The 22,827-nt window shown below is 36.2% G+C and carries 24 protein-coding genes; 9 read left to right on the top strand and 15 right to left on the bottom strand.

The genetic code is table 11. The features are described 5' to 3' along the window. From JZO71_RS09720 to JZO71_RS09710, 3 genes are all read right to left on the bottom strand, one after another. Window positions 1-816 (bottom strand): hypothetical protein (locus tag JZO71_RS09720; RefSeq protein ID WP_206899296.1); only part of this gene is annotated, 816 nt, incomplete at its 3' end. Between the two features lie 564 nt (window positions 817-1,380). Continuing rightward, on the bottom strand, window positions 1,381-1,725 hold the full coding sequence (locus JZO71_RS09715) for a metal-sulfur cluster assembly factor (protein WP_206899295.1): 345 nt from the start codon (window positions 1,723-1,725) through the stop codon (window positions 1,381-1,383). A 140-nt stretch (window positions 1,726-1,865) separates the two neighbouring features. After that, window positions 1,866-2,792, bottom strand: coding sequence for a YitT family protein (locus JZO71_RS09710; protein ID WP_206899301.1), 927 nt, complete (start codon window positions 2,790-2,792; stop codon window positions 1,866-1,868). A gap of 138 nt (window positions 2,793-2,930) precedes the next feature. On the opposite strand from JZO71_RS09710, the gene JZO71_RS09705 reads away from it, so the two are divergent. Then, a complete protein-coding gene (locus tag JZO71_RS09705) occupies window positions 2,931-3,422 on the top strand; it encodes a YajQ family cyclic di-GMP-binding protein (protein ID WP_206899294.1) in 492 nt (163 codons plus the stop codon). A gap of 456 nt (window positions 3,423-3,878) precedes the next feature. On the opposite strand, the gene JZO71_RS09700 is transcribed toward JZO71_RS09705, so the two are convergent. Continuing rightward, on the bottom strand, window positions 3,879-6,227 hold the full coding sequence (locus tag JZO71_RS09700; protein ID WP_206899293.1) for a helicase C-terminal domain-containing protein: 2,349 nt from the start codon (window positions 6,225-6,227) through the stop codon (window positions 3,879-3,881). 347 nt (window positions 6,228-6,574) lie between these two features. On the opposite strand from JZO71_RS09700, the gene JZO71_RS09695 reads away from it, so the two are divergent. The 5 genes from JZO71_RS09695 to JZO71_RS09675 all read left to right on the top strand — a co-directional run bounded on the left by JZO71_RS09695 (window position 6,575) and on the right by JZO71_RS09675 (window position 11,703). Then, window positions 6,575-7,201 carry an MBL fold metallo-hydrolase gene (locus JZO71_RS09695; RefSeq protein WP_206899292.1) on the top strand — a complete coding sequence of 209 codons (627 nt, stop codon included), beginning with the start codon at window positions 6,575-6,577 and terminating at the stop codon, window positions 7,199-7,201. Between the two features lie 23 nt (window positions 7,202-7,224). Next, a complete protein-coding gene (locus tag JZO71_RS09690) occupies window positions 7,225-7,929 on the top strand; it encodes a histidine phosphatase family protein (protein ID WP_206899291.1) in 705 nt (234 codons plus the stop codon). Window positions 7,930-8,094: 165 nt separating this feature from the next. Continuing rightward, entirely contained in the window at window positions 8,095-8,928 is an 834-nt protein-coding gene (locus JZO71_RS09685) for an undecaprenyl-diphosphate phosphatase (protein WP_206899290.1), read from the top strand. Between the two features lie 192 nt (window positions 8,929-9,120). Continuing rightward, window positions 9,121-11,049: a heavy metal translocating P-type ATPase gene (locus JZO71_RS09680; protein ID WP_242590546.1), complete on the top strand. Its 1,929-nt coding sequence runs from the start codon at window positions 9,121-9,123 to the stop codon at window positions 11,047-11,049. Between the two features lie 198 nt (window positions 11,050-11,247). Then, on the top strand, window positions 11,248-11,703 hold the full coding sequence (locus tag JZO71_RS09675; protein ID WP_206899289.1) for a DUF441 domain-containing protein: 456 nt from the start codon (window positions 11,248-11,250) through the stop codon (window positions 11,701-11,703). Window positions 11,704-11,781: 78 nt separating this feature from the next. On the opposite strand, the gene JZO71_RS09670 is transcribed toward JZO71_RS09675, so the two are convergent. After that, window positions 11,782-12,429, bottom strand: a complete 648-nt coding sequence (locus JZO71_RS09670) for a DUF1361 domain-containing protein (protein WP_206899288.1) — start codon at window positions 12,427-12,429, stop codon at window positions 11,782-11,784. Window positions 12,430-12,570: 141 nt separating this feature from the next. Between JZO71_RS09670 and JZO71_RS12555 the strand changes: the two genes are divergently transcribed. The 3 genes from JZO71_RS12555 (at window position 12,571) to rpsT (ending at window position 13,824) form a co-directional block, all read left to right on the top strand. Then, window positions 12,571-12,699, top strand: a complete 129-nt coding sequence (locus JZO71_RS12555) for a hypothetical protein (protein ID WP_277988609.1) — start codon at window positions 12,571-12,573, stop codon at window positions 12,697-12,699. A gap of 179 nt (window positions 12,700-12,878) precedes the next feature. Next, on the top strand, window positions 12,879-13,148 hold the full coding sequence (locus JZO71_RS09665; protein WP_206899287.1) for a hypothetical protein: 270 nt from the start codon (window positions 12,879-12,881) through the stop codon (window positions 13,146-13,148). A gap of 421 nt (window positions 13,149-13,569) precedes the next feature. After that, complete coding sequence (gene rpsT, locus JZO71_RS09660) at window positions 13,570-13,824, top strand: 30S ribosomal protein S20 (RefSeq protein ID WP_067481289.1); 255 nt, start codon at window positions 13,570-13,572, stop codon at window positions 13,822-13,824. Between the two features lie 184 nt (window positions 13,825-14,008). Here rpsT and holA read toward each other — a convergent pair whose 3' ends face one another. The 10 genes from holA to JZO71_RS09610 form a co-directional block, all read right to left on the bottom strand. Then, entirely contained in the window at window positions 14,009-15,052 is a 1,044-nt protein-coding gene (gene holA, locus JZO71_RS09655; protein ID WP_206899299.1) for a DNA polymerase III subunit delta, read from the bottom strand. A gap of 34 nt (window positions 15,053-15,086) precedes the next feature. Then, window positions 15,087-17,387: a DNA internalization-related competence protein ComEC/Rec2 gene (locus JZO71_RS09650; RefSeq protein ID WP_206899286.1), complete on the bottom strand. Its 2,301-nt coding sequence runs from the start codon at window positions 17,385-17,387 to the stop codon at window positions 15,087-15,089. After that, window positions 17,374-17,856: a ComE operon protein 2 gene (locus tag JZO71_RS09645; RefSeq protein WP_206899285.1), complete on the bottom strand. Its 483-nt coding sequence runs from the start codon at window positions 17,854-17,856 to the stop codon at window positions 17,374-17,376. The genes JZO71_RS09650 and JZO71_RS09645 overlap by 14 nt, the downstream gene beginning before the upstream one ends. A gap of 18 nt (window positions 17,857-17,874) precedes the next feature. Further along, window positions 17,875-18,540, bottom strand: a complete 666-nt coding sequence (locus JZO71_RS09640) for a ComEA family DNA-binding protein (RefSeq protein ID WP_206899284.1) — start codon at window positions 18,538-18,540, stop codon at window positions 17,875-17,877. Between the two features lie 197 nt (window positions 18,541-18,737). Then, a complete protein-coding gene (locus tag JZO71_RS09635; RefSeq protein WP_206899283.1) occupies window positions 18,738-19,781 on the bottom strand; it encodes a SepM family pheromone-processing serine protease in 1,044 nt (347 codons plus the stop codon). After that, window positions 19,771-20,262 carry a pantetheine-phosphate adenylyltransferase gene (coaD, locus tag JZO71_RS09630; RefSeq protein WP_206899282.1) on the bottom strand — a complete coding sequence of 164 codons (492 nt, stop codon included), beginning with the start codon at window positions 20,260-20,262 and terminating at the stop codon, window positions 19,771-19,773. The genes JZO71_RS09635 and coaD overlap by 11 nt, the downstream gene beginning before the upstream one ends. Next, a complete protein-coding gene (gene rsmD / locus JZO71_RS09625) occupies window positions 20,259-20,819 on the bottom strand; it encodes a 16S rRNA (guanine(966)-N(2))-methyltransferase RsmD (protein WP_206899281.1) in 561 nt (186 codons plus the stop codon). The genes coaD and rsmD overlap by 4 nt, the downstream gene beginning before the upstream one ends. 122 nt (window positions 20,820-20,941) lie before the next feature. Then, window positions 20,942-21,280: a YlbG family protein gene (locus JZO71_RS09620; protein WP_206899280.1), complete on the bottom strand. Its 339-nt coding sequence runs from the start codon at window positions 21,278-21,280 to the stop codon at window positions 20,942-20,944. Further along, complete coding sequence (locus tag JZO71_RS09615; protein WP_206899298.1) at window positions 21,270-21,701, bottom strand: YlbF family regulator; 432 nt, start codon at window positions 21,699-21,701, stop codon at window positions 21,270-21,272. Before JZO71_RS09615 ends, JZO71_RS09620 begins: the two co-directional genes overlap by 11 nt. Further along, entirely contained in the window at window positions 21,691-22,818 is a 1,128-nt protein-coding gene (locus JZO71_RS09610) for a CAP-associated domain-containing protein (protein WP_206899279.1), read from the bottom strand. Before JZO71_RS09610 ends, JZO71_RS09615 begins: the two co-directional genes overlap by 11 nt. Between the last annotated feature and the right edge of the window lie 9 nt (window positions 22,819-22,827).

The raw sequence follows: 22,827 nt of genomic DNA, 5'->3' as shown, positions 1-22,827 counted from the left end.
CGTGTTAGTACTTGTTGTATCCGTTGTACTGCTTGAATCTGTTGTGTTAGTACTTGTTGTATCCGTTGTACTACTTGAATCTGTCGTGTTAGTACTTGTTGTATCCGTTGTACTACTTGAATCTGTCGTGCTACTTGAATCTGTCGTACTACTTGAATCTGTCGTACTACTTGTCGTATCCGTCGTACTACTTGAATCTGTTGTGTTAGTACTTGTTGTATCCGTTGTACTGCTTGAATCTGTTGTGTTAGTACTTGTTGTATCCGTTGTACTACTTGAATCTGTCGTACTACTTGTTGTATCCGTTGTACTACTTGAATCTGAGTTTTCTCCAGCTAAAATCATTTCAGTTTGAGAGTATGGGGTCAAGTGATTGCTATCACCTTCCACCCCGTCTTTAATTTTAATAGTAAATAAACAAGGATTGTTAGAATAAGCGTTTAACGTGACGGAAAAACTAAATACTCCATTATTTCCATTGATTTCTAAGTCATCATGATAATTAATCGTCAGATTAGGATCTACATTTTCAAAAGCAACTATTGCTTGTTCGATCGCTTCCTTATCACCAGAAAAACTAATTGATGCGCTAATATTGATTGTTTCCCCCACGGCCAATTTTTTCACACCGGAATTATAGTCTGAAAAATCTCCAGTAAATTTGATATTATTGACATTCCCATATGTTGACTGTGTCCAGCTAGAAACTTGACTGTTCGCCATTTCTGATTGAGTTGGTTGATAAAAAACTTCCCCGAGATTTACTAACGGACTGATTAATAATGATGATGCAAACAATAAACTACTTATTTTCATATACAAAGCCTCTTTTCTGCTCTCAAGAGTACCTACATTAGCGAAAGGTTTCAAGGTATAGACCATTATTCTAATCGATTACTTACGATAATGTGAAATACTTTTTTTGTCTCATATTCCCTCTCATATAACGTTTTCGTGACTTTTTTATAAAATAACTAACGAAATATTTCTATTAATAGTCTAATTTCTTACAAATTTTTCCCATACAAAATAAGCTAGAGTTTTCTTTCTTTTGTTTCTTCATAAAAAATTTCTCAATAGAATTCCTTGATGCCTAACTTGCTGTTTCTGAACTACACGAAGACTTTTTTAAATTGCTTTGCTGTTATCAAAGCATACGTAGTTATGTTTCCACTTACTTATTTTTCTGCGCACAAATTACAGATACGATCCCTTCTCTTAGATGATTTCGATGAACATACGACCAATCTAAATAGCCATTATCATCGGCATCACCAAAACCAACAATTCATAACTAAAAACAGAGCAAAAAAGCTCCTTCACCAGCATCTAAGCTAATAAAGGAGCAGTTTTCTGTTTTATTTAAAAAGTGTGGATTCTTTATCTGATCCCCAAAGCAATTCGAGCATAACGGCTCATCTTATCAGTTGTCCATGCTGGATACCAAACAAGTTTCACTTCGACTTTTTTCACTTCTTCGACTTCACGTAAAGCATCGTGGATAGACTCTGTTAAGATATCTGCTAGTGGGCAGCCCATGGTTGTTAAAGTCATTTTGATTACCGTGTCGCCATCTTCTGGATTGAATTCAATATCGTAAATCAAGCCCAAGTTAACGATATCGATTCCTAGTTCGGGATCGATTACTGTTTCTAATGCAGAAAGAATTCGTTCTTTAATTGCTTCTGTTTCTTGTGCAGACCAGTCTTGGTTTGCTTCTGTCATAGTCGACACTCCTTCATCTAATTTTGTTTATCATACTCTCTTTTTACTGATTTGTAAATGAGAATTATAACGTTCCGTTCTCGTTTACCTCTGCCTTTTTTTATCTACTAAGGGTTTATATTAAAGTTATTATTAACTGTTTATCTTTTTTTACGGTTTTGTTTATTTTTAGGTTCAGGTAAGACACCTGTCGAGCGATACGTTTTTTGTTCTTGTTCATTTGCAAAACGACCGAAAACAGATTGTGTTGGCAAAATATTAATAAAAGCATCTTCATCAACTTCATGCACAATTTGATCTAAATCATACAACTCATAACGCGTAATGACCATCATGATCATTTTGCCTTCTTTTTTTGAATAGCCCCCAACTGAAGGTAATAAAGTAAGTCCACGTACCATGTTTTTCATTAATTCTTCCGTTACTTGGTCTGGTTTGACCGTTACGATCATTGCTGTTACTTTCTGGTGACTTGTATGGATTGCATCGACTACCTGTGTCAAAGCGTAAATCGAAATAATTGTATATAATGCACTTTCCCAGTTGAAAAAGAAACCAGCAATAACAACAATGATACCATTTAAGATAAACATGTAATTACCAACTGTCTTCCCAGTTGTTTGCGATAGAACTAACGAAATGATATCCATACCACCTGTTGTAAAGCCCATTTTAAGAGACAAGCCTGCGCCGATTCCTAGCAAAACACCACCAACTAAAGCATTCATCAAAATATTATCTGTCACATGTCCTACTGGCATAATCGTTGTCATCAACGATACACCTAGAACATTGATAAAACTTAAAATGGTCGATCCTTTACCAACCTTTAAAAAACCTAAGATAAAGACAGGAATATTTAATATGAAGATAAAGATTCCGGTATCAGCTTGGATATGGAACCACTCATACAACAAAGAAGCGATGATTTGTGCAATCCCGTTCATCCCCGCAGAGAAAACATTTGCTGGGATCAAAAAATAATTCAAAGCAACCGCTGCTGTTACTCCGGTTATCAAAATCACCACTAATTTCTTCAGCATTTCATTTTTTTGATAGACAGTCATCACTTTGCTCACAAGCACCTCTCCTCTACACCTTATTTCAAATGTAAGAATAACAGTTTCTTAATTAAAATAAAACACCTGTTAGATAAATGAGAAGAATTTTAACAAACGCTACTTTATAAATGAGGAGGATCATTCATGGCAAAAGATGCAAGTTTCGATATCGTTTCAGAGGTAAATATGGAGGAAGTAAAAAATGCAATTCAGCAAACAACAAAAGAATTAACCAATCGTTTCGATTTCAAAGGATCTACAGTTGAAATCAAATTAGAGCAAAATCGTTTAGTCGTTTTAGGCGATGATGATTTTAAATTAGAACAAATCAAAGATGTTTTACTAGGTAAATTGATTAAGCGAGGTGTTCCAATTAAAAACATTCATTTTTCCGACTCTGAACATGCACTGGGTGGAAAGGCTAAACAAAACGCTGATTTAGTTAGTGGAATAGATCGAGAAAATGCGAAAAAAATCACAACAACAATTAAGAATGCCAAGTTAAAAGTGAAGGCACAAATTCAAGAAGATCAAATTCGGGTAACGGGTAAAAGCCGTGATGATTTACAAGAAGTGATTTCTTTATTAAGAAAACTTGATTTGCCGATTGAATTGCAATTTACTAACTACCGTTAAAAGTTGTGCTGCAAAAAAGGTAGCTTCAAGTAATTTGGAATCTTTTCTAAAAATAGCTTCTCATCTTTTTATGAAAAGATTTCTATTACCGAAGAAGTTACTTTGGGAACATCAAGAAAAGGTTCTGGGATAAAGTGGGTAACTCTGATAAGTAATAATAAATTACTAGAAATTGTTCCTCAAATTTTTGAGTGATTGAGATTTATTTGGAAGGAGTTGCTTCTTGGGTACCATCGACAACGCTTTCAAATCAAAACATTCCGCTCTGACAAAACAGCAAACAGACAGACAAAATGGCGAATCTAAATCCACGCCTTGCTCACCATTTGAAAGATTTATTCGTTTGGCCAAGAAAATAACTTAAGCCTACTTTTTTCGAGGGTACAAACGCAAGAACTACTTCTCTATACCAAAGAAGGAGCCGACATTATCGATTGTCGGCTCCTTCTTTGGTATTTATTTTGTCGTTTGTTGCCAAAATTTATTTATCGTTTCATCAAGCCCACTTAATGTTTGGACCTTTGCAGCATTTTGCCAATGTTTAGGAAACAGCTGACTATACACTGGATTAGCAAAACGGCGATCTGCTAATACAATAATTCCTTGATCAGTCATATCCCGAATTACTCGACCGGCAGCTTGCAATACTTTATTCATTCCCGGCAATTGATACGCGTAAGCAAATCCCAGTTGCTCTTTTTCATCATAGTATTCTTTAATCAATTCTTGTTCGTGATTCATTTGAGGTAGCCCAACACCAACGATCATACTACCAATCAAGCGAGTTCCCTTTAAATCAATGCCCTCTGAGAAAATACCACCCAATACACAAAATGCGATCAATGTTTCTTGAGGATTTTCCTGGAAGTTCAATAAAAATGTTTCGCGCTCACTCTCATCCATCTTCGTTTCTTGAATCAGTACTTTCATCTCAGGATACTGTTCTTTAAAGATCGTCACCACTTGATCCAGATAGCTATAAGAAGGAAAGAAAACAAAATAATTTCCTGTTTTTGCTTGCGTGAAATGCGCAATCGTTTCAACCAATGTAGGTAAGCTCGTTTCTCGTTTTCGATAAGTGGTTTCAAGATAACTTGCAACAATCACTTGCTGGTTTTCCTCTGGAAATGGACTTGGTAAACGATAGGCCAAGCTATCTTTTCCACCCAATGTTTCTTGATAGTAAGATAATGGAGAAAAACTAGCAGAAAATAACAGACTACTTCGTCCCTTTTCTAGTGATTGCTCAAGAAAATAACTCGGGTCGATACAAAATTCTTTCACTACCAAATCATACAAGTTCTTCTCAATTGTTGTTTCATAATGATCGTCGTAAAATTCACTGATTTTCAAAAAGTGCAACACCTCAAAGTAATAAGACAATAACTGCTCTTGTACTGGATGATCTGGGTATTCAGCTAGCCATTCTTTGATATATTCACTAACTTGATACAATGAGTTTGTCAATGAATCTGCGGAAGCTTTTTGGTGGTGATATGTTTTGGTTTCTAGCGCTTGTTCAATTTGTTTGAATTCCTTTTCTACTTTTGTAAAGCGTCGTCGTAATTTTGTATATTCTTTTGGAATCTCTTTTTTTATTTTTTTTGTTTTTGCATAAGAAATCTCTGCTGAATACATCTCTCTTGAACGCCCTACCAGGTTATGTGCTTCGTCAATCAGAAAAAGATTTTCTTCATTCTTTTCTTCTTCAAAAAATCGTCGCAAATAAACAGTTGGATCGAACAAATAATTGTAATCACCAATAATCACGTCACACCAAAGACTTGCGTCTAAAGATAATTCAAACGGACACAACGTATGTTTTTTTGCATATTTTTCAATCACTTCTCTGGTCAGTTGATTTTCGTGATTCAATAGATCCCATAACCCTTCATTGATTCGATTATAATATCCATTAGCATAAGGGCACTGATCTGGGTTGCAAGTTGTTTCTGTTAAAAAACAGATTTTATCTTTTGCAGTAATCGTGACACTTTTTGTTTGCGCTCCAACATCTTTCAATGCGATTAGAGCATCTTCGGCGACTTGTCGTGTGATTGTTTTGGCTGTCAAATAAAAAAGTCGTTCTCCTTCACCCTCGCCAATTGCTTTTAACGCTGGGAACAACGTAGAGATTGTTTTTCCTGTCCCTGTAGGTGCTTCGACAAAAAGTTTTTGCTTTGTCCGAATCGTTTTATAAGCTGCAACAGCAAGCTCACGTTGACCTTTGCGATACTGTTCGTAAGGGAATTTCAATGCCATCAACGACGCATTCCGAACAGCCCGCCAATTCTCAGAAAAAATCAGCCATTCCTGATAATCCTCAACTAATTTTGTAAAAAAAGTATCTAACTCTTCAATCGTTTGGTGCTCGATTTTTCGAGTAATAATTTCTTCTGTTGTTTGGAAATAAGTTAATTGTAAATTGATTTCTGACAAGTCATGCTCATGACTATAGATATAAGCATACACTCGTGCTTGATGAAAGAACAACTCAACTTGCTCTTGTTCTAAATCTTCAAATCGTGGTTCAGAAGTCTTGATTTCGTCGATATAATAAATGCCCTCTTTTTGAAAGATTCCATCTGCTCTGCCTTCAACCGTTAATTGGTAACCATCTAAATCTACCGTCTTTTTAAGAAACACTTCTTTTTCATAGCTTTCTCCGCCTTGCTTTTGCAACTTCCGGTGAATTTTTGCGCCTTCTAATGCGGTATGGTTACTCTTTTTGCGATTATCAATGCTTCCTCTTTTTAAAATAAATTCAACAAGATTTCGCACAGAGATTTTTGATTGTTTCACCACATCCGCCTCCTTCTTTCGTCTATAAGATTACCTGAAAAAAGCTCATTCGCAAAGGATGAAATACAATAAACGAACTATTTTTCTTTTTTGGGCAAAAAAATACCCTGCTGGATGGGCAGGGATATAGGATATAGAATTTGGATTTTTGGATGAGTTAAATATAACAAGGACAAATTAAAATGTGATGAAAACTCACTATCCTTCCGTTTAAAATATGTAAATACTTTTCATATAGTCTGATAATTCAGATAAGTGGGCTTTTTTGTTCGATTAGGATGAATACGTTATAATATAGTAAGGATTAATAAGTCATTCGACTTGCTTGAAAATATATTGGAGGAATTCTTATGCACATTGAACGTCTAAAAACTGGGCCAATTGAGGAAAATTGTTACTTAGTTTACAACGATGAAGCGCTACTAATTATTGACCCAGGAGAAGACGCTGATTTGATTCGTCAACAAATCACCAAAACAACTCAACAACCTGTGGCTATTTTGTTGACGCACACACATTATGATCATATCGGCGCCGTTGAAGAACTACGTCAGTTTTATGACATTCCTGTTTATGTCAGCCCACTTGAACAATCTTGGTTAGGTGATCCCATCCTTAACCTTTCAGGACTTGGTCGTCACGATGATATCAACAATATTATTGTTGCCCCTGCTGAATATGAATTCGAAATGAAAGAATATACACTCGGTGACATTCATTTTCGGGTCGTACCCACTCCTGGGCATTCAATCGGAAGCGTCAGTTTTATTTTTGATGATTTCGTCGTTTCTGGTGACGCATTATTCCGAGGAAGTATCGGACGAACAGACTTGTATACTGGCAATTTAGAACAATTGTTGCACAGTATCAAAACACAGCTATTTATTTTGCCAAACGAATTCGCTGTCTATCCAGGTCATGGTGACGCGACTACAATCGAACATGAAAAACAAACAAATCCATTTTTCAATGCATAATTTATTTTAGGAGGAATGTTTAAATGACTGAAACCACTCTTTATATTGTCAGACATGGGAAAACAATGTTTAATACGATCGAGCGTGTTCAAGGTTGGTGTGATACACCGCTTACTCGTGAAGGAAAAGAAGGCATTCGCCATCTAGGACGTGGGTTACGAGAAATTGAATTTGCTTTTGCTCATTCAAGTGATAGTGGGCGTGCAATTGAAACTGCTCGTACTGTTTTAGGTGAACATTTAAAGGGAAAAGAAATCCCATATTCAATCGATCCACGAATTCGTGAATGGTGTTTTGGCTCACTTGAAGGTGGTTATGACAAAGAGATGTGGGGTGTCATTCCCCGTGTCTTAAATTTTAAAACACCTGATGAAATGTTTACAACTGATGTAACCTTTGAACAAATTGCAAATGCTGTCTACGATCTCGATACTGCTGGGTGGGCTGAGACTTATCAAACATTGAGAGAACGCGTCTGGAATGGTTTTGAAGACATCGCACATCATTGCGAGAAACATGGTGGCGGAAATGTTTTAGTCGTTTCACACGGTCTAACGATTGCCTTCTTACTGAACTTGATCGATGAAAAACAACCTGTACGTGCTGGTTTAAAAAATGGTAGCGTGACAAAAGTTTCTTATCAAGATGGAAAATTTGCGATTTTAGGAATTAACGATGTAAGCTATATTGAAAAAGGAAAAGAACTTACTCGTGATTCTTTCCTATAATAAAGAATAAATAAAAACAACTGCGTGAACATCTTTGACGCAGTTGTTTTTTTGTATGTTGAAAGGAACTTTAGAAATTTTTTCTTAATATTTCAAAACAGTTTGGTTTTCAAAAAAAAGAACGGTATACTATAACATGTATTTTGTTTGGAAAGGAAGGAATTTATGTTTTTTGCAAATGTTATTAAAGCAGTTATCTTGGGAATCATCGAAGGCATTACCGAGTGGTTACCTATTAGTAGCACTGGTCATTTGATTTTAGCTGACGAGTTCATCAAACTTGATGCCAGCACACAATTCATGTCCATGTTCAATGTGGTCATCCAATTAGGTGCAATCTTAGCCGTCGTTGTTCTTTATTTTCATAAGCTAAATCCATTCTCACCTAGTAAAACCGCAATTGAGAAGAAAGATACTTGGTCATTATGGTTCAAAGTGGTGGTTGCTTGTTTACCAGCTGTAATCATTGGTTTACCACTTGATGATTGGTTGGAGGAACATTTCCATAACTTTTTATCAGTCGCTATTGTTTTGATTATTTATGGAATCGCATTTATCATTGTTGAAAAAAGAAACAAAACAAGAAAACCTCGTTGGGAATCCTTAAACGATTTTACTTATCAAGCAGCTTTAATGGTTGGTTTATTCCAAGTGTTAGCACTTGTTCCTGGTACTTCTCGTTCTGGTGCAACTATTTTAGGTGCAATCATCATTGGCGCTTCACGTTTTGTTGCAACTGAATTTTCATTCTTCTTAGGCATTCCAGTTATGTTTGGAGCTAGCGGATTGAAAATCGTGAAGTATTTGATGGAAGGTAATACTTTTGGAACTGAAGAAATCGTCGTTTTACTAGTCGGTACACTTGTTTCATTTATTGTTTCTATTTTAGCCATCAAGTTCTTATTAAGTTACTTGAAGAAGAACGACTTTACTGCTTTTGGTTGGTACCGAATCATTCTAGGAATTATTTTAATCGGTTATTGGTTCATTAGTATGTAGAAAGTAAAAAGAAGCTAGGGTCAATCGATCCTAGCTTCTTTTTTTACTGTTTTTATTGATAATAATTATTATCTGTAAAATAAATAAAATCCTCCAAAATAACTGATAATCATTATCATTCTCACTTAGCGTATTTTATTATCAATTAGATTTTGACTATGCTATAGTAATTTTGACAAGGAGGAATGCCCAATGGAATTTTTAAAAAGAAAAGCATTTATTTCTACGATTTTTTGTTTTGTGTTTATGAGTTTAGGCTTTATTTTTACTAAACTTGCCCTCCCCTTTGCCCCTTTCTTGTATCTTTTGGCAATTGGAATTGGTGGTTTTAAGCAAACAAAGGAAGGCTTGACTGAACTATTTTTCGACCACACGTTAAATGTCGATTTGCTTATGGCTCTCGCTGCTATCGGTGCATGCTTGATTGGAAATTATTTTGAAGGTGCCATGCTGACATTTATTTTTTGTTTAAGTGGTGCGCTAGAAGAATATACGACAAATAAAAGTCAAAAAGAAATTACTGCTTTAATGAACTTACAACCACAACGTGCCTTAAAATTTTTTGAGACTGGTGAAACAAAAGAAGTTGATGTAACTGAATTAACAATCAACGATCAAGTCTTTGTTCCTAAAGGTGCGGCGATTCCGATCGATGGTCAATTGATGAGTGCAGTAGCAACAATTGACGAAGCAGCGATCAGCGGTGAATCTGTACCAGTGGAAAAGCAACAGCATGATCCAGTCTTCGCAGGAACGTTAAATCAGGGAAATCCCTTTACGATGACTGTAACAAAACTTAGCTCTGATACAGTTTTTGCTAAAATTATCCAACTTGTTGAGGAAGCACAAAATACCCCAACAAAAACGGCTTCCTTTATCGAACGAATCGAAAACACGTATGTCAAATTCGTACTACTCAGCGTTCCGCTGATGATTCTTCTCCCTCACTTTTTGGTTGGATGGACATGGGAAGAAAGCTTTTACCGAGGAATGGTCTTGCTCGTTGTCGCTTCACCTTGCGCCCTCGTTGCGTCCGCGACACCAGCAACCTTAGCTGCTTTATCCAACGCTGCTAAAAATGGGATCTTGATCAAAGGTGGCATTCATTTGGAACAGCTGGCTGAATTAAAAGCAATCGCTTTCGATAAAACTGGAACACTAACGCGGGGAAAACCAATCGTAACCGACTCCTTCTTCTTAACAGATGATCCAATCAGTAAAAACGTTTTGGTTGCTATGGAAAGCCAAACGACACATCCACTAGCTGAAGCAATTATCAATCATTATGAGCTTCAATTAACAAAGGAACTTCAGCAGTTGACGGTTGAAGAAATCACTGGTTTTGGCCTCACCACGAATTATCAAGGGAAACAATGGCATGTGGGAAAACACGCTTACTCACTAGCTGAGATCAAAAAGGATGAAAAACTAGCAACTCTTGTCGAAGAACTAGAAAGACAAGGCAAAACTGTTATTTTCTTTTCAAGAGAGAATGAACTACTAGCGATTCTCGGTTTGTTGGACGTCCCTAAGACAAATGCAGCGACTGCAGTCCACTATTTCAATGACTCTGCCATTCATACCAGCATGATTACTGGTGATAATCTTGGTACTGCTAAAGCAATTGCTACCCAAGTTGGTCTTTCTGCTTTTCACGCCGGCTGTACACCTGAAGAAAAAACAGCAATTATCAAGCAAGAACAAACAATCTATCAAACGAACGCTATGGTTGGTGATGGTGTGAATGATGCACCGGCTTTAGCCACTGCTACTCTTGGTGTAGCTATGGGGAAAGGAACTGATATTGCAATTGACGTGGCCGATCTTGTTTTAATGAATAGTGACTTAGATAAATTAGTCTACAGTCATCGTCTTTCCTTAAAATTAAAGCGAATCATCAAACAAAATATTGTTTTTTCCATTGGTGTCATCATCTTATTGATTCTTTCAAACTTCCTTCAATTCCTAAACTTGCCCTTTGGTGTAATTGGTCATGAAGGGAGTACTATTTTAGTGATTCTTAATGGACTAAGAATGTTGCAGCCACTAGCTCCTTTGAAAAGCAACAACTCTGATCGATGTACGCCTTGTCCGTTGTATCAAGCGGCGATTACTCATTAAAAATGAAATGGTTGTGAAATACGGTTTGCCTTTATGAAATAGAAATTATTTTCTAGTTTCTTAAAGTACAAACAAGTATTCACAGCCTTTTTTGTAAATCCACTATCTTATGATCCTCTCATTGCTTCAAGAATTCTCGACTTTTGTTTGGGTAATTGAAATGGTATGATTAACATCTAGATAAAGGAGGTCTCTTAAATGGAAAGCTGGTTATTTCTCGGTCTTATTTTATTGATTGCATTTATTGCAAAAAACCAAAGCTTACTAATTGCTACAGGTTTTGTACTTTTGCTTAAATTAGTCCCCCTCTCAAAAAATATCTATCCTTGGCTTCAAGGAAAGGGAATCAATATCGGGGTCACGATTATTACTGCAACGATTTTAATTCCAATTGCCACCGGTGAAATTGGTTTAAAAGATTTATTAGAAGCCTTTAAATCACCGATGGGCTGGGTTGCTATTTTCTGTGGTGGTTTAGTTGCAGTCCTTTCCTCAAAAGGAGTTGGTCTGATTGCTTCTGATCCTCAGATTACCGTAGCTTTAGTTTTTGGTACAATTCTTGGTGTTGTTTTCCTAAAAGGAATCGCTGCTGGACCAGTTATTGCATCCGGCATCGCCTATTGTATCTTACAACTTATTTCAATCGGAAAATAAAAAAAGCTTACCTTTGGCGTACTCAAAATCGATCGTGTTTTCGACGATTCAGTCACACTAAGGTAAGCTTTTTTCTATTTATTTGATACCTTCTGTTTCAATGACAATTTTTTTTATAAACCAAAACATAAAAAATAGCCAGAGATGAAAAATAGTAAATAACAAAATAATCAACAGCTTTTCAAAACTCCACTCAAAAAAGACAATTTGAATGACACGTAAAGGCTCTTTGAACAAATAAATCGAATGAATTCTTGGTGGAAATCTTCCTACATACACACCTAATGAAGATAAAAACGAAAAAATCATCAAAGAACCATTTTTCAACATTCTTGTTTGCCCAAACAACGGGAACGTTTCAATTATTTTTTCAGCTAAAACAAATCCTAACAAGACGTACGTAAAAACCAATAATGCCAAAATAATGAATAATGTCCAATGTCTAACATCTGGTATCCCTGCTAACTTAGCTGGTGCATAAATGTGCAACCTTTTTACGTGAACAAAATCTGTTATTAAGTACGGAATATTTGGAAAAAAGAGTAGCCAAATCGGCATCAATGCATAACTACTCTTTTTGGTCTTATTTCGTAATATCTGGTAGGATAGTTCTATAGGAAGATAGGCAAGAAACGTGTTGACTGGTAAAAAAACTAATGGCGTATCTGGAATGAATGTGACAACCATAGCTGTTGCTGTCAACAAACGAACAAACCAAATAAACATCGAACCACTCCTTTTCTTTCATATTGTAACGAATAATTTCGCGTAATGCACTCCACTTTTCGATAAGAACATTGATATTTTGCTGTTTCTTAATAAATGATTGTGCAAGATCCATGGTATACTGATAGGGAGGTGAATACAATGTTTGAAAAAATAAAATATTTCTTTGGGACTATCGGCTGGTTTGTCTTGGCTATTCTATTGATTTTAGGCTTAGCATATGTTCTCTTTCCTGACTTAATCCAAAATGTTTTCCAATTTGAATTTTAAATCATCACGATTGATTTTTATCAATCTTGTGGTCGCTCAAGAGTTGTTATCCAGTCGAAAGGCTTCTGGTGGCAACTCTTTTCTTTTTTGGCTCAAACGCACTTTTTTTGCTATACTAGGTATTAAGAACATCAATGAATGATGTCAGATTGCAACAACAATTAGAAAGGAAGACGCTCATGGAAACCTTTGAAGGTCTTTTAATAGATACTTATGTACTACAAGAACAGCCAATGATGCTAACTGGCATCAATCTTCAGCTTGAAGACCGCGTAATTAATGGTTTGTTAAAAGACCGTTATTTAGCTAAATATATTTTACGCCTACCATTGAACAAGTATATTCTAGAAGTTTCAGGAAAATGGAATCGCAGAAATCAATTAGTCATCAAAAAGATGATCATCAAAAATATTGATGAATATATCAAAATCGTTGGCACACCTGAGTAACTGTTTTCATGATATTTTCAAAGTTATAAAATAACTATTATTTTCAATCATAAACATTTATTAAATCAAGAATGTAATCCCTTTTCAAAAAACTCTTTGCAAACGGTAGCACTTGTTATATAATATCCATGTACCAAACATTCCCATTCAAATTTTGTTTTAAAATATAGATCTAATCTAGTTTGGTTAACGCTATTGTCTCCCACAATAGCGTTTTTTTGTTATCCCATTTTTTTCGTTCACTATCTAATCCTTTTTTTATTCATTTATTGATAATCAACTAAAAAATTTCGTTCTTTTACTGTTAAGGAAAAAAACTTGTCATGTTCATATTGCAAAGCTAGCTTCCTTTAGGTATAATAATGAATGTTGAATTATGCGGTAACTCGCGTAAGAACTTAAATTATCGGAGGTGAAACTAATGCCAAACATTGAATCTGCAATTAAACGCGTTCGCACAAGCGAAAACGCTAATGTAAAGAATTCATCTCAAACAAGCGCTATGCGTACTGCTGTCAAGAAATTCGAAGACGCTGTTGCTTCAGGTGCTGAAAACGTAGATGCGTTATATAAAGAAGCTGTTAAAGCAATCGACATGGCTGAGTCAAAAGGTCTAATCCACAAAAACAAAGCTAACCGCGACAAATCTCGTTTAAGCAAAAAAATCGCTAAATAATAAAAGAATCGGCTGAGGCCGATTTTTTTATTTGTTGATTTGACAAACAGGGGTAGGACAAAACAAAAATGTTTTGTCCTACCCCTGTTTCTTTGCCTCTTTTACTTGTTGAAGAGGACAAAAAGCACAGCTTTTCACACACTTTTTACTTCGCACACCTTGTTATGTTAAGTCAAGCTCTTGTCTATTGCCTAACTAGTTGTCCCGCTTGCAAAACGAACAGTTGGAAACTTAATTCTTTATCAATCTGCCCCGTTTTGATCTGATAATCTAATTCCACCAATTGATCAAATAGTCGTACCAATAAGCCTTCATCAAAACGACGAACTTCTTGCATCGCTAGTTTGACTCGATAAGGATGAACCTTCAACGTTTCTGCAATATTTGCTTGCTGGTAGCCGATTTTGATCAAGAATTTTGTCTGCAATAATAATCGCAATTGCGCCAATAAAATAGCATTGATTTTGATTGTCTCCTCGCCTTGCAAGACGAGATCTTCATACAAACGTAATGCTTGTTCTGTATTTCCAGTCAGCACATATTGTGTCATATCGAAAAGATTATGCTCCAATGTTTTAGGCACAAGCTGTTCCACTTCTTTGGTCGTGATTTTCTTTTGATCTTGTGCAAAAAGCATTAATTTTTGCAATTCTCGCATCAGCTTTGATAAATCCAGATCCGTCAATCGTAAAAACAAATCAATGGCGTAACGATCCATCTCGATTTCTGAGTTATTTAGCGTGTTGGTCAAATATTGACGAACTTCTTTTTCATTCAGTTGCTTCACATCAATGGTGATTGCGGTCTTTTTCAACTGCTTTGTTACTTTTTTTCGTTCATCTAGTTTTTCGTACGGTGCAAAGAAAACCAACACAGTTGATTCTAAAGGTGCCTTTAAATAATCGACTAATAAATCTGTATTTTGCTCAATCCCATTATTCACTTTCTCACCAGTTAAAAAATAAGGATTCTCTACGAATACTAATCGTTGTTCTCCAAAAAATGGTAGAGTTTCTGCCTCTGCGACTACTTCATCCAAACTAGTATTTTCCATATCAAAACTCAAAAAGTTCAAGTCATCTTTACTATCAACTTGTATTTTTTTCAAAATTTCTTCTCGCACTTGATCTTGTAAAAATTTTTCTGTTCCTAAAACTAGGTAACAAGGTTGTAAATTTTCTTTGCGAATTTTTTGTAAGTCTGCTTGCACGCTCAAATTATTCACCACTTTCAAAACTTATCCTACCATTTCAAGAATTGAATTACCAGCCTTCCATCGTTTGAATTTCCTCTGTTGCATCAAATGGTTTCCAAAGAAAACGAATCATTCCTTCTTCATCTGTTCTACGGTAGGCAATGTGCTGTTTCGTTAAATTTGTTAGGACTTCTTGATGTGGATGCCCATATAAATTGTTTTCTCCACAAGAAATGATTGCTAATTTTGCTTGCAGTTGTGCCATCAATAAAAGGCTAGTTGAAGTTTTGCTGCCATGGTGCCCTAATTTAACGACATCCGCTTTTAAGAAAGGGTATCGCTTCGCCAATTTTTCCTCTGTCATTTGATCTAAATCCCCCAAAAGCAAAAATTTCTGATGATTGATTTCTGTTAAAAGAACAACGGAGTCCTCATTTTTTCCCTTTCCTTGCTGTAAAGGTGCTAATACATGCAGTTCAAAATAACCAGTGATTTCTTGTCCCGCACCTATTTCTTGAACAGTTATCCCTTGCTTCTTTAGTCGATTCAGTTGGCTCTTAACCTCTTTCGTCTCCCCAGCCCCTTTACCAATAAAAATAGTTTCAATGGTAAAATGTTCTGCTAAATTAGCAAGTTCGCCTACATGATCCGTATCATCATGGGTCAAAATCAATTGATGGATTGTTCTGATACCTTGTCCTTTTAAGAACGGTACGAGATTATAATCAGAATAAGCTCGCTTTGGACGCTCTCGCCATTTCTCTTTCTTAAAAGATAACTTACCTCCTGTATCAATCAAAACATTTTCTCGTCCATTAGGTGCCTTTAAAAGAATACTATCTCCCTGACCAACATCAATAAAAGTTACTGACGTTGTCAAATCAAATTTTGTCCCGTGATACAAAGCAAATGGTACAAAAAACGAAAGGATCATTCGCTTAAACAAATCAGATTTTCGAAAGGAAATAGTGTGAAGAAATAAAAGATAGCCAATAGCTAACCACAAGACCACACTAGCCGGGCGTCCAATGATCAAATTTCCAAAGGTCAGTTGCTTCGTCAATTGCTCCAAATAGCCTAGCCCTTCATCTAAAACAAATAAAAAACTGCTTGGTAGATAATTATGTAAAAAGAAAATACTAACCACAAGTGGCAATAATAAGTATTCAAACAACGGTAAAAAAAGTAGTGTCAGGAACATCCCCAAAATTGGCCATTGAAAAAAATGCCAACTGGTTAATGGCATCATGACTATGCTAAAGATAGTCAACTTCATCAAATACTGGAAGATGCTTTGCTTTCTTTCATATAACGGCAAAACAATAAACAAAAAACTAAACCAAAGACTTAACTGACCACCAATTTGATAAAGTGTCAGAGGTTCAAGTAACAACAATAGCCACATAACAACTGCGAAACTATCCATCGCAGACAATTTTAACCCAAAACACTTCCCTACTAAACGAAGTAAAAACAAGAAACTCGCACGAAAAATAGAGACTGAGCTTCCAGCTAGTACAACATAACATAGTGTGACAACAAACATGAAACACGTATTTTCTTGAACCGTCCCTCCCAGTCGTCTAACAATATAATACACCCAGCCTAAATAAACTTGAATATGTAGTCCCGACAAACTAAATAAATGGAGCAAACCTGTATCTTGGTATACTTCTTGGGAGTCATTAAAAGTCGCATCTTTGTAGCCAAATAGTAAAGCATTGACATATACCCCTAATTTTTCTGGAAAATGCTGTTTGACATACCGAATTCCCGTCGCTCTTTTTCGTTGTAAAAAATTCCGCCAAGTATGATGTCCTTGAATTTTCTTTATTTTTTGAATTGTAAATTTTCCCATTATTCGTTGGCTTTTAAAATAAGTCATTTGGTCAAAATTATAAGGATTTCGCGCTCGTTCAGGCTCTTCGAACTCACCACTTGCCCATAAAATAAATGCTTTGCCTCTAAGATTTTGAATCTTGATCAGTTCCTCTTCAGACTGTACTCGATAACTCAACTGAATTTTTTGCTGTTTTTCATCCATCAAAGTTCCAATAAATGTAATAAAATCACCTGATTCACGCATTGTGTCGGTATTGATCATGAAGCTACTGGAAGGCGATTCGCTTGATTGAATCGTTGGTTTTTCTAAAAATAAACAGGAAGAAAAAACTAGCGTGCCACCAACTAAGCTTAAATACAAAATCGAACGATCTTCTTTTAGACAAATCCAGAAAAAAAGGCTGACAAAAATCAAACGATATTGCCAGCTTTCTGTATAGTAACTTAAACTAATCAAGCCAGAACTCACTGCAGGAAAAATCAAGCGATTTTGGACAAGACAAAATTTTAAACTAAACGTGTTCACCCGATAGCTCTTTTTGTAATTTAGAGAAATAGGCTGAATCCAGTGATACTTGGTGGATCGATGCACCCATTTGATCAATCAATGAAAGTGCATAAGCATCATTTCGGTAATCATGTAGATAATTGATTTTAGTAATACCAGCTTGTAATAATGCTTTTGTACAAGCCAAACATGGGAAATGGGTGACGTAAATCTCGGAACCTTCTGTGGGGATTCCTAGCTTTGCACATTGAAGTAAAGCATTCATCTCTGCATGAATCGTTCGTAGACAATGTCCATCAACAATGTAACATCCTTCATCAATACAGTGAACATCACCGCTTACAGCGCCATTGTATCCACCAGCAATGATGCGTTTTTCTCTAACCAAAGTCGCTCCGACTTCTAATCGCGTACACGTACTGCGCAAAGATAATAATACAGATTGGGCCATAAAATACTGGTCCCAAGGAATTCGATCATTGCTCATTTTCTTCACCTCTGTGAGTTAGTCTATTGTTATTGTAACTAAGTTTCTTAGTTTTTCAACCGTCTTTTCCCCAATTCCCGATATTTCTTGTAGTTCTTCTACTGATTTGAAATGCCCATTCTCTTCACGATAATTAATGATGTCTTGTGCCTTCTTTGCTCCTATCCCTGATAATTCTTGCAATTCCGAAATATCTGCCGTATTGATATTGATTTTTGACTCTGTAACGGTTGGTGTTTGGTTCTGTGACTGATCCGAACGAGTCTCACCGATTTTCGGAACATAAATCAATTGTTGATCCACTAACTTCGCAGCAAAATTAAGTTGACTAGTATCTGCATCTTCTGTCAATCCGCCAGCTTTAGTTAGTAAATCTTGTACGCGTTGGCTTTGCGCCACAGAATAAACACCGGGATACTTCACACTTCCTTTGATATCCACATATATTCGTTCAACTGCGCTACTCTGTTCTTCGGCTGTCGTCTCAGTTGTTAGAATTGTTTGATCTATCGTTGCTGACGGAGGTGTTTTTGCTGTATTTGCTTGAAAAAAATAGATTCCTCCACCCAAACAAAGCACTATCAATCCGAAAAAAAGACTGATTACTTGTTTAGGTGATTCGACCAATTTATGATAGATTTGTGCCAATTGTGCTTTCAACGATGCAACTACTTGTGCCAACATTTAGAAGTCGCTCCTTTCCACTGTTTTATTTTGCCTTTTTCCATGGGATATTTCGTCGTTCACAATTATTTACGTCGAAATGAGAATCTATTTTTTTATTTCGCAATTTTTTTATCCACTCTCATCGTTCTTCATAAATTTAAAAAAAAACGAAAAGTCCGGAACAAGTTGTCCGAACTTTTCGTCTAGTGTCTAAATCAGCTCATCTTTTTTAGATAATCTAACGCATCTTGTACCGTTTTAACAGGAACGATTTTCATCTTACTGTCCAGCTTTTCGGCAGCAGCTTTCGCTTCTTGATAATTCGATTTTAGCTCTGGGTATTTTTTCTTAATTGCAGGATCAATCGTATCATCTGGTGCAAAGAAAATATCCATGCCGGCTTGATTTGCACTGGCAACCTTTTTATCAATTCCGCCAATTCGCCCGACTTCTCCAGAACTATTGATTGTACCCGTTCCAGCAATTGCTTTTCCTTGTCGAAGATTGCTTCCTGTCACTTGATCGTAGATTTCTAAGGTAAACATCAGTCCTGCTGAGGGTCCGCCAATTGAGCCCGCATTAATCTTCACTTTTGTATCAGATGAAATTTCTGTATGGTCTGTCAGAGTAATCCCAATTCCTGGCTTTTTATCTGTAGATAACTTAATCAAGTCACCAGTCGCTTCTTTTTCTTCTCCGCCATGTAAGAAAGTCACCGTTACACTTTGCCCAACTTCTTGACTTTTGATGTACTTCATAAATTCTTCAGAGCTTTTAAATGTTTGGCCATCAACTTTTGTTACGGTATCTCCAACAGCTAATTTACCATAAAAATTCGAATTTTTTTCGACCCCCATCACATACACACCTTCAAACTTCATCGTATACGATTGGTTTGCCAATTTAAGTGCTTGCTCGATTGCCGCATTTTGTGAAGACTCCATATAATACTTTTGCATCTGATTGTACTCTTCACTCGTTGCTCCGCCCGTTAATTCTTCTTTACTAATGATATCTTCAAAATCAGTGAATTTTGCTTTGACTGCTAATAGCCCTGTTGCTTGACGAATCCCTACAGAGGTTAAAGAAAACGAACCTGATGACTCATCTGCTTTTCCATTAACTGTAATCAGTTCTTTTAAATTGATTGTTGCCCCTGGTGCTTCAATATAAAATGGCAATGGGACTATTACAAAGGCTGCCACTGCTAGCCCAATTAGTATGATAAGAACACTTTTGATCCATGGTTTAAGCTTCATTTTGATCCTGCTTTCTAGCTAAAGCTTCATTGATTACGGGTGGTAAGTAAATACTTACATCACCATTAAAATAAAGGACTTCTTTTAATAAATTTGAACTAATGTGGCTATACTCTGGTTTTGCTAAAAGAAACACTGTTTCTAAGTCACTATTCAAGTGTTGGTTCATTTGAGCAATACCTCGCTCATACTCAAAATCTTTCACACTTCTAATTCCCCGAAGCAATGCTTTGACGCCTAACTCCTTTGCAGTTTCTGCCGTTAACTGATGTTCTTGGTGAATCACGCGAACATTCGGCAGATGCGCGACAGCTTTCGTAATCAACTCCACTCGTTCTTCTGCCGAAAATAAACTTTTCTTTGAGGTGTTAACAAATACGCCAACAACGACTTCATCAAATAGTTCAGCGCCTCGTTCGATTGTATCAAGATGTCCCATAGTCAATGGATCAAAACTTCCAGGAAATAATGCACGTGTCATGCTTTCGCCTCATTTCGATAAATAGTTACAGCAGTAATTCCATAATTTTGCTGTCTGATTTGAGTTAAACTTTCAATCGTTTCGGGAAGTTCAACCGTTTTATCCGTTTCACATACAATGATCGCATCTGGTTTGAGCAAATGAAGTTGTAGCATTTTCTCGATTTGATCCACAATTTTTTGTTTTGCATAAGGAGGATCTAAAAAAAGAAAATCAAATTGTTCCTTTTGGTTTGCTAATTGTTCGATTGCACGATCAGCATCCAGTTTCAATGTAGTAAATTTTTCTGGTTCTTTGGTGATAGCAATATTTTCTTTGATGATTTTCAACGCTTGATAATTTTTATCCACACAAACAGCGTGTGAACAACCTCGCGAAATCGCTTCGATTGCCAAACCGCCACTACCAGCAAATAAATCTAATACTCGTTCACCATCAAAGTATGGACCAATCATATTAAAAATGGATTCTTTGACTTTATCAGTTGTCGGTCTGGTATTTGCACCAGGTAAACTCTTTAATCGGCGTCCGCCGTATTCTCCTGAAATAACTCGCATATACTCACTCCTTGTTTCTCGCTTTTATTAGTATACCAAAACCTGACAAAAAAAGGACTGTAAGTCACCAAACAATTTCTTAGTAACTTACAGTCTTCACTCTTTTTTTGTGAATGTATAGCTTAAATATTTTCAGCTAAACGAATTTCTGTACTTAGTTCTTCGATTTCAAAGCCGTCCTCTTTGATTGCGTCTTTTGAACCAATCTTTTCTGCAAAATTCATTTCGATATCTGGACGATAAGAAGGTTCGACTCGTCGAACAAAATGAAGTTTTTGGATTCTTTCTTGTGTTTGTTCAAATGTTTCTTCATTTAAGTAAAGAACAACATATTTCATTCTTCTTGAAACATAGTGCAGTAACCCAAATTTTTTCAGGTTTTTTAATTGTTTCAAGCTATATACCCAAACAATTATTCCACGACGTTTAGTTATTTCAAAGTTCGTTTTATCAACTTGCATGACAGTTTCCTCCACATCCAGCATGTTTACTTGTTTCAAAAAACGGACTACCTGCATCAATTTTGATTTCACTGGAAATCCCACTTGCAAGATGTTGTCCTATCTCATCCAAGATTCCTTGTAATTGCGTTTCATTTACCCGAAATTCTGATACTTCATCCGTTAAGTCTAGTTTTCTTTTTGCCGCTCTAACTGCACGTTGCTTTTCTCGAAAATCAGGTGCGTATTTCCCATAATCAGCAATTTGTTCAAAGCTAGCTTTTTTCGCTAAAAAATCTTTTTTTAGCTCCTTGACTTCGTCAGAGTGATTCATGTCTTGTTTGCTTGTAAGATATGCACGAAATGTTTCACTTTCACGAATGCGCTGAACCAATTGGTTACACTGATCTTCTAAGCAAAATAACTCTTCATTAATGATCACTGCTATCACTACTTTCTTCCTGCTCTTCTTGCAATAAGACTAACACATTTTCTTTTGAAAAGGCAATCGCTAACGTATCAGCAGATTCACTCATAAAACGTTCATGCGTGTAGGGATCACTGTACCACTGCAAAAAAGAAAATGTCGGGTCAATCATCGGGTGTGTAAACAAGCCAGTCGTTTGTTTCAACTGATTTTTTTCTAAAATATCGATCAATTCATCGCTAGTCAAAGAGAAGCGTTTCATTATTTTAGAAGAAGCTGCTGCTGTTTGCCATTCCTCCAACCGTTCTTGTGCTAAATAATCTTCTGGTTTAGTCAAGAAACTTGATAAAACATGTTTTGCTTTCTCTTCGAAAAGTGATTTCTGCTGGTAAGCAGGTAAATAATCTTCTTCTCTTAATTGATTAAGCAAATCTACTCCCTTTTGTTCTTTTACCCGATTGATTTTATCCCAGTCTGCTTCTTTATCTAGTTGATAGGTTGGTAAATTGTCACCAAAAACTTGATAAGGAAGTAGCTTCAGCAAGCTTTCTTTATCCAAATAAGTTACTGCAAACAGACCATTTGTTGTTTGATCAAAAAACATAATCGCAAAAGTATCATTATCAAAGGCAATCAAGGGGCGATAGTTCATGTCTTCTTCCATCAATTCGATCCCGATTTCTTCTTTTTGATAATCAAATGTAAAATTCGTATAAATAGTTGTAAAAGCTGTTAAATCTTGCATCGTCATTCCGAAAGAAAATGGCGCAATCTGTTCGTTTGCACTATTTAGCACTTTAATAGTTTTCACCTTGTCCTCTTGAACATTCGCTTCCAAGAGAAGCTGTCTTTTGGCATCTTGATAATATCTGATTTCAAAACCAAATCCACTGGCTAGTCGATCATATGCACGGCCAAAATCCGCTTCAAGTTTGCTAACCGGTTGGTCTATGTACGTGGAAAAACCGGTTGCTTGAAGCTCCTGATATTTCCACGTTGTCATTTGATTTTCTTCTATTTGTTGGGTTCGATCATTTTTGATTTCTGTCTTAGGTGGAAAGAAAACAGGTTCCATGTAAAATGCCACAACTACCAGAAAAAAGATGGCAGTAAACAATCCTACTCTTTTCACTTTTTTAGT

The sequence above is a fragment of the Candidatus Enterococcus courvalinii genome, assembly GCF_017315945.1.
Taxonomy (GTDB): Bacteria; Bacillota; Bacilli; order Lactobacillales; family Enterococcaceae; genus Enterococcus_B; species Enterococcus_B courvalinii.
Note: the sequence above shows the minus strand (reverse complement) of the source record. Positions and strands in the feature narration are given on the sequence as shown.

Excerpts from the sequence above, each read along its gene's own strand:
- JZO71_RS09715 (WP_206899295.1), bottom strand. The coding sequence starts at position 1,725 with ATGACAGAAGCAAACCAAGACTGGTCTGCACAAGAAACAGAAGCAATT.
- JZO71_RS09710 (WP_206899301.1), bottom strand. The coding sequence starts at position 2,792 with ATGACTGTCTATCAAAAAAATGAAATGCTGAAGAAATTAGTGGTGATT.
- JZO71_RS09705 (WP_206899294.1), top strand. The coding sequence starts at position 2,931 with ATGGCAAAAGATGCAAGTTTCGATATCGTTTCAGAGGTAAATATGGAG.
- JZO71_RS09695 (WP_206899292.1), top strand. The coding sequence starts at position 6,575 with ATGCACATTGAACGTCTAAAAACTGGGCCAATTGAGGAAAATTGTTAC.
- JZO71_RS09690 (WP_206899291.1), top strand. The coding sequence starts at position 7,225 with ATGACTGAAACCACTCTTTATATTGTCAGACATGGGAAAACAATGTTT.
- JZO71_RS09685 (WP_206899290.1), top strand. The coding sequence starts at position 8,095 with ATGTTTTTTGCAAATGTTATTAAAGCAGTTATCTTGGGAATCATCGAA.
- JZO71_RS09680 (WP_242590546.1), top strand. The coding sequence starts at position 9,121 with ATGGAATTTTTAAAAAGAAAAGCATTTATTTCTACGATTTTTTGTTTT.
- JZO71_RS09675 (WP_206899289.1), top strand. The coding sequence starts at position 11,248 with ATGGAAAGCTGGTTATTTCTCGGTCTTATTTTATTGATTGCATTTATT.
- JZO71_RS09670 (WP_206899288.1), bottom strand. The coding sequence starts at position 12,429 with ATGTTTATTTGGTTTGTTCGTTTGTTGACAGCAACAGCTATGGTTGTC.
- JZO71_RS12555 (WP_277988609.1), top strand. The coding sequence starts at position 12,571 with ATGTTTGAAAAAATAAAATATTTCTTTGGGACTATCGGCTGGTTTGTC.
- JZO71_RS09665 (WP_206899287.1), top strand. The coding sequence starts at position 12,879 with ATGGAAACCTTTGAAGGTCTTTTAATAGATACTTATGTACTACAAGAA.
- rpsT (WP_067481289.1), top strand. The coding sequence starts at position 13,570 with ATGCCAAACATTGAATCTGCAATTAAACGCGTTCGCACAAGCGAAAAC.
- JZO71_RS09645 (WP_206899285.1), bottom strand. The coding sequence starts at position 17,856 with ATGAGCAATGATCGAATTCCTTGGGACCAGTATTTTATGGCCCAATCT.
- JZO71_RS09640 (WP_206899284.1), bottom strand. The coding sequence starts at position 18,540 with ATGTTGGCACAAGTAGTTGCATCGTTGAAAGCACAATTGGCACAAATC.
- JZO71_RS09635 (WP_206899283.1), bottom strand. The coding sequence starts at position 19,781 with ATGAAGCTTAAACCATGGATCAAAAGTGTTCTTATCATACTAATTGGG.
- coaD (WP_206899282.1), bottom strand. The coding sequence starts at position 20,262 with ATGACACGTGCATTATTTCCTGGAAGTTTTGATCCATTGACTATGGGA.
- rsmD (WP_206899281.1), bottom strand. The coding sequence starts at position 20,819 with ATGCGAGTTATTTCAGGAGAATACGGCGGACGCCGATTAAAGAGTTTA.
- JZO71_RS09620 (WP_206899280.1), bottom strand. The coding sequence starts at position 21,280 with ATGCAAGTTGATAAAACGAACTTTGAAATAACTAAACGTCGTGGAATA.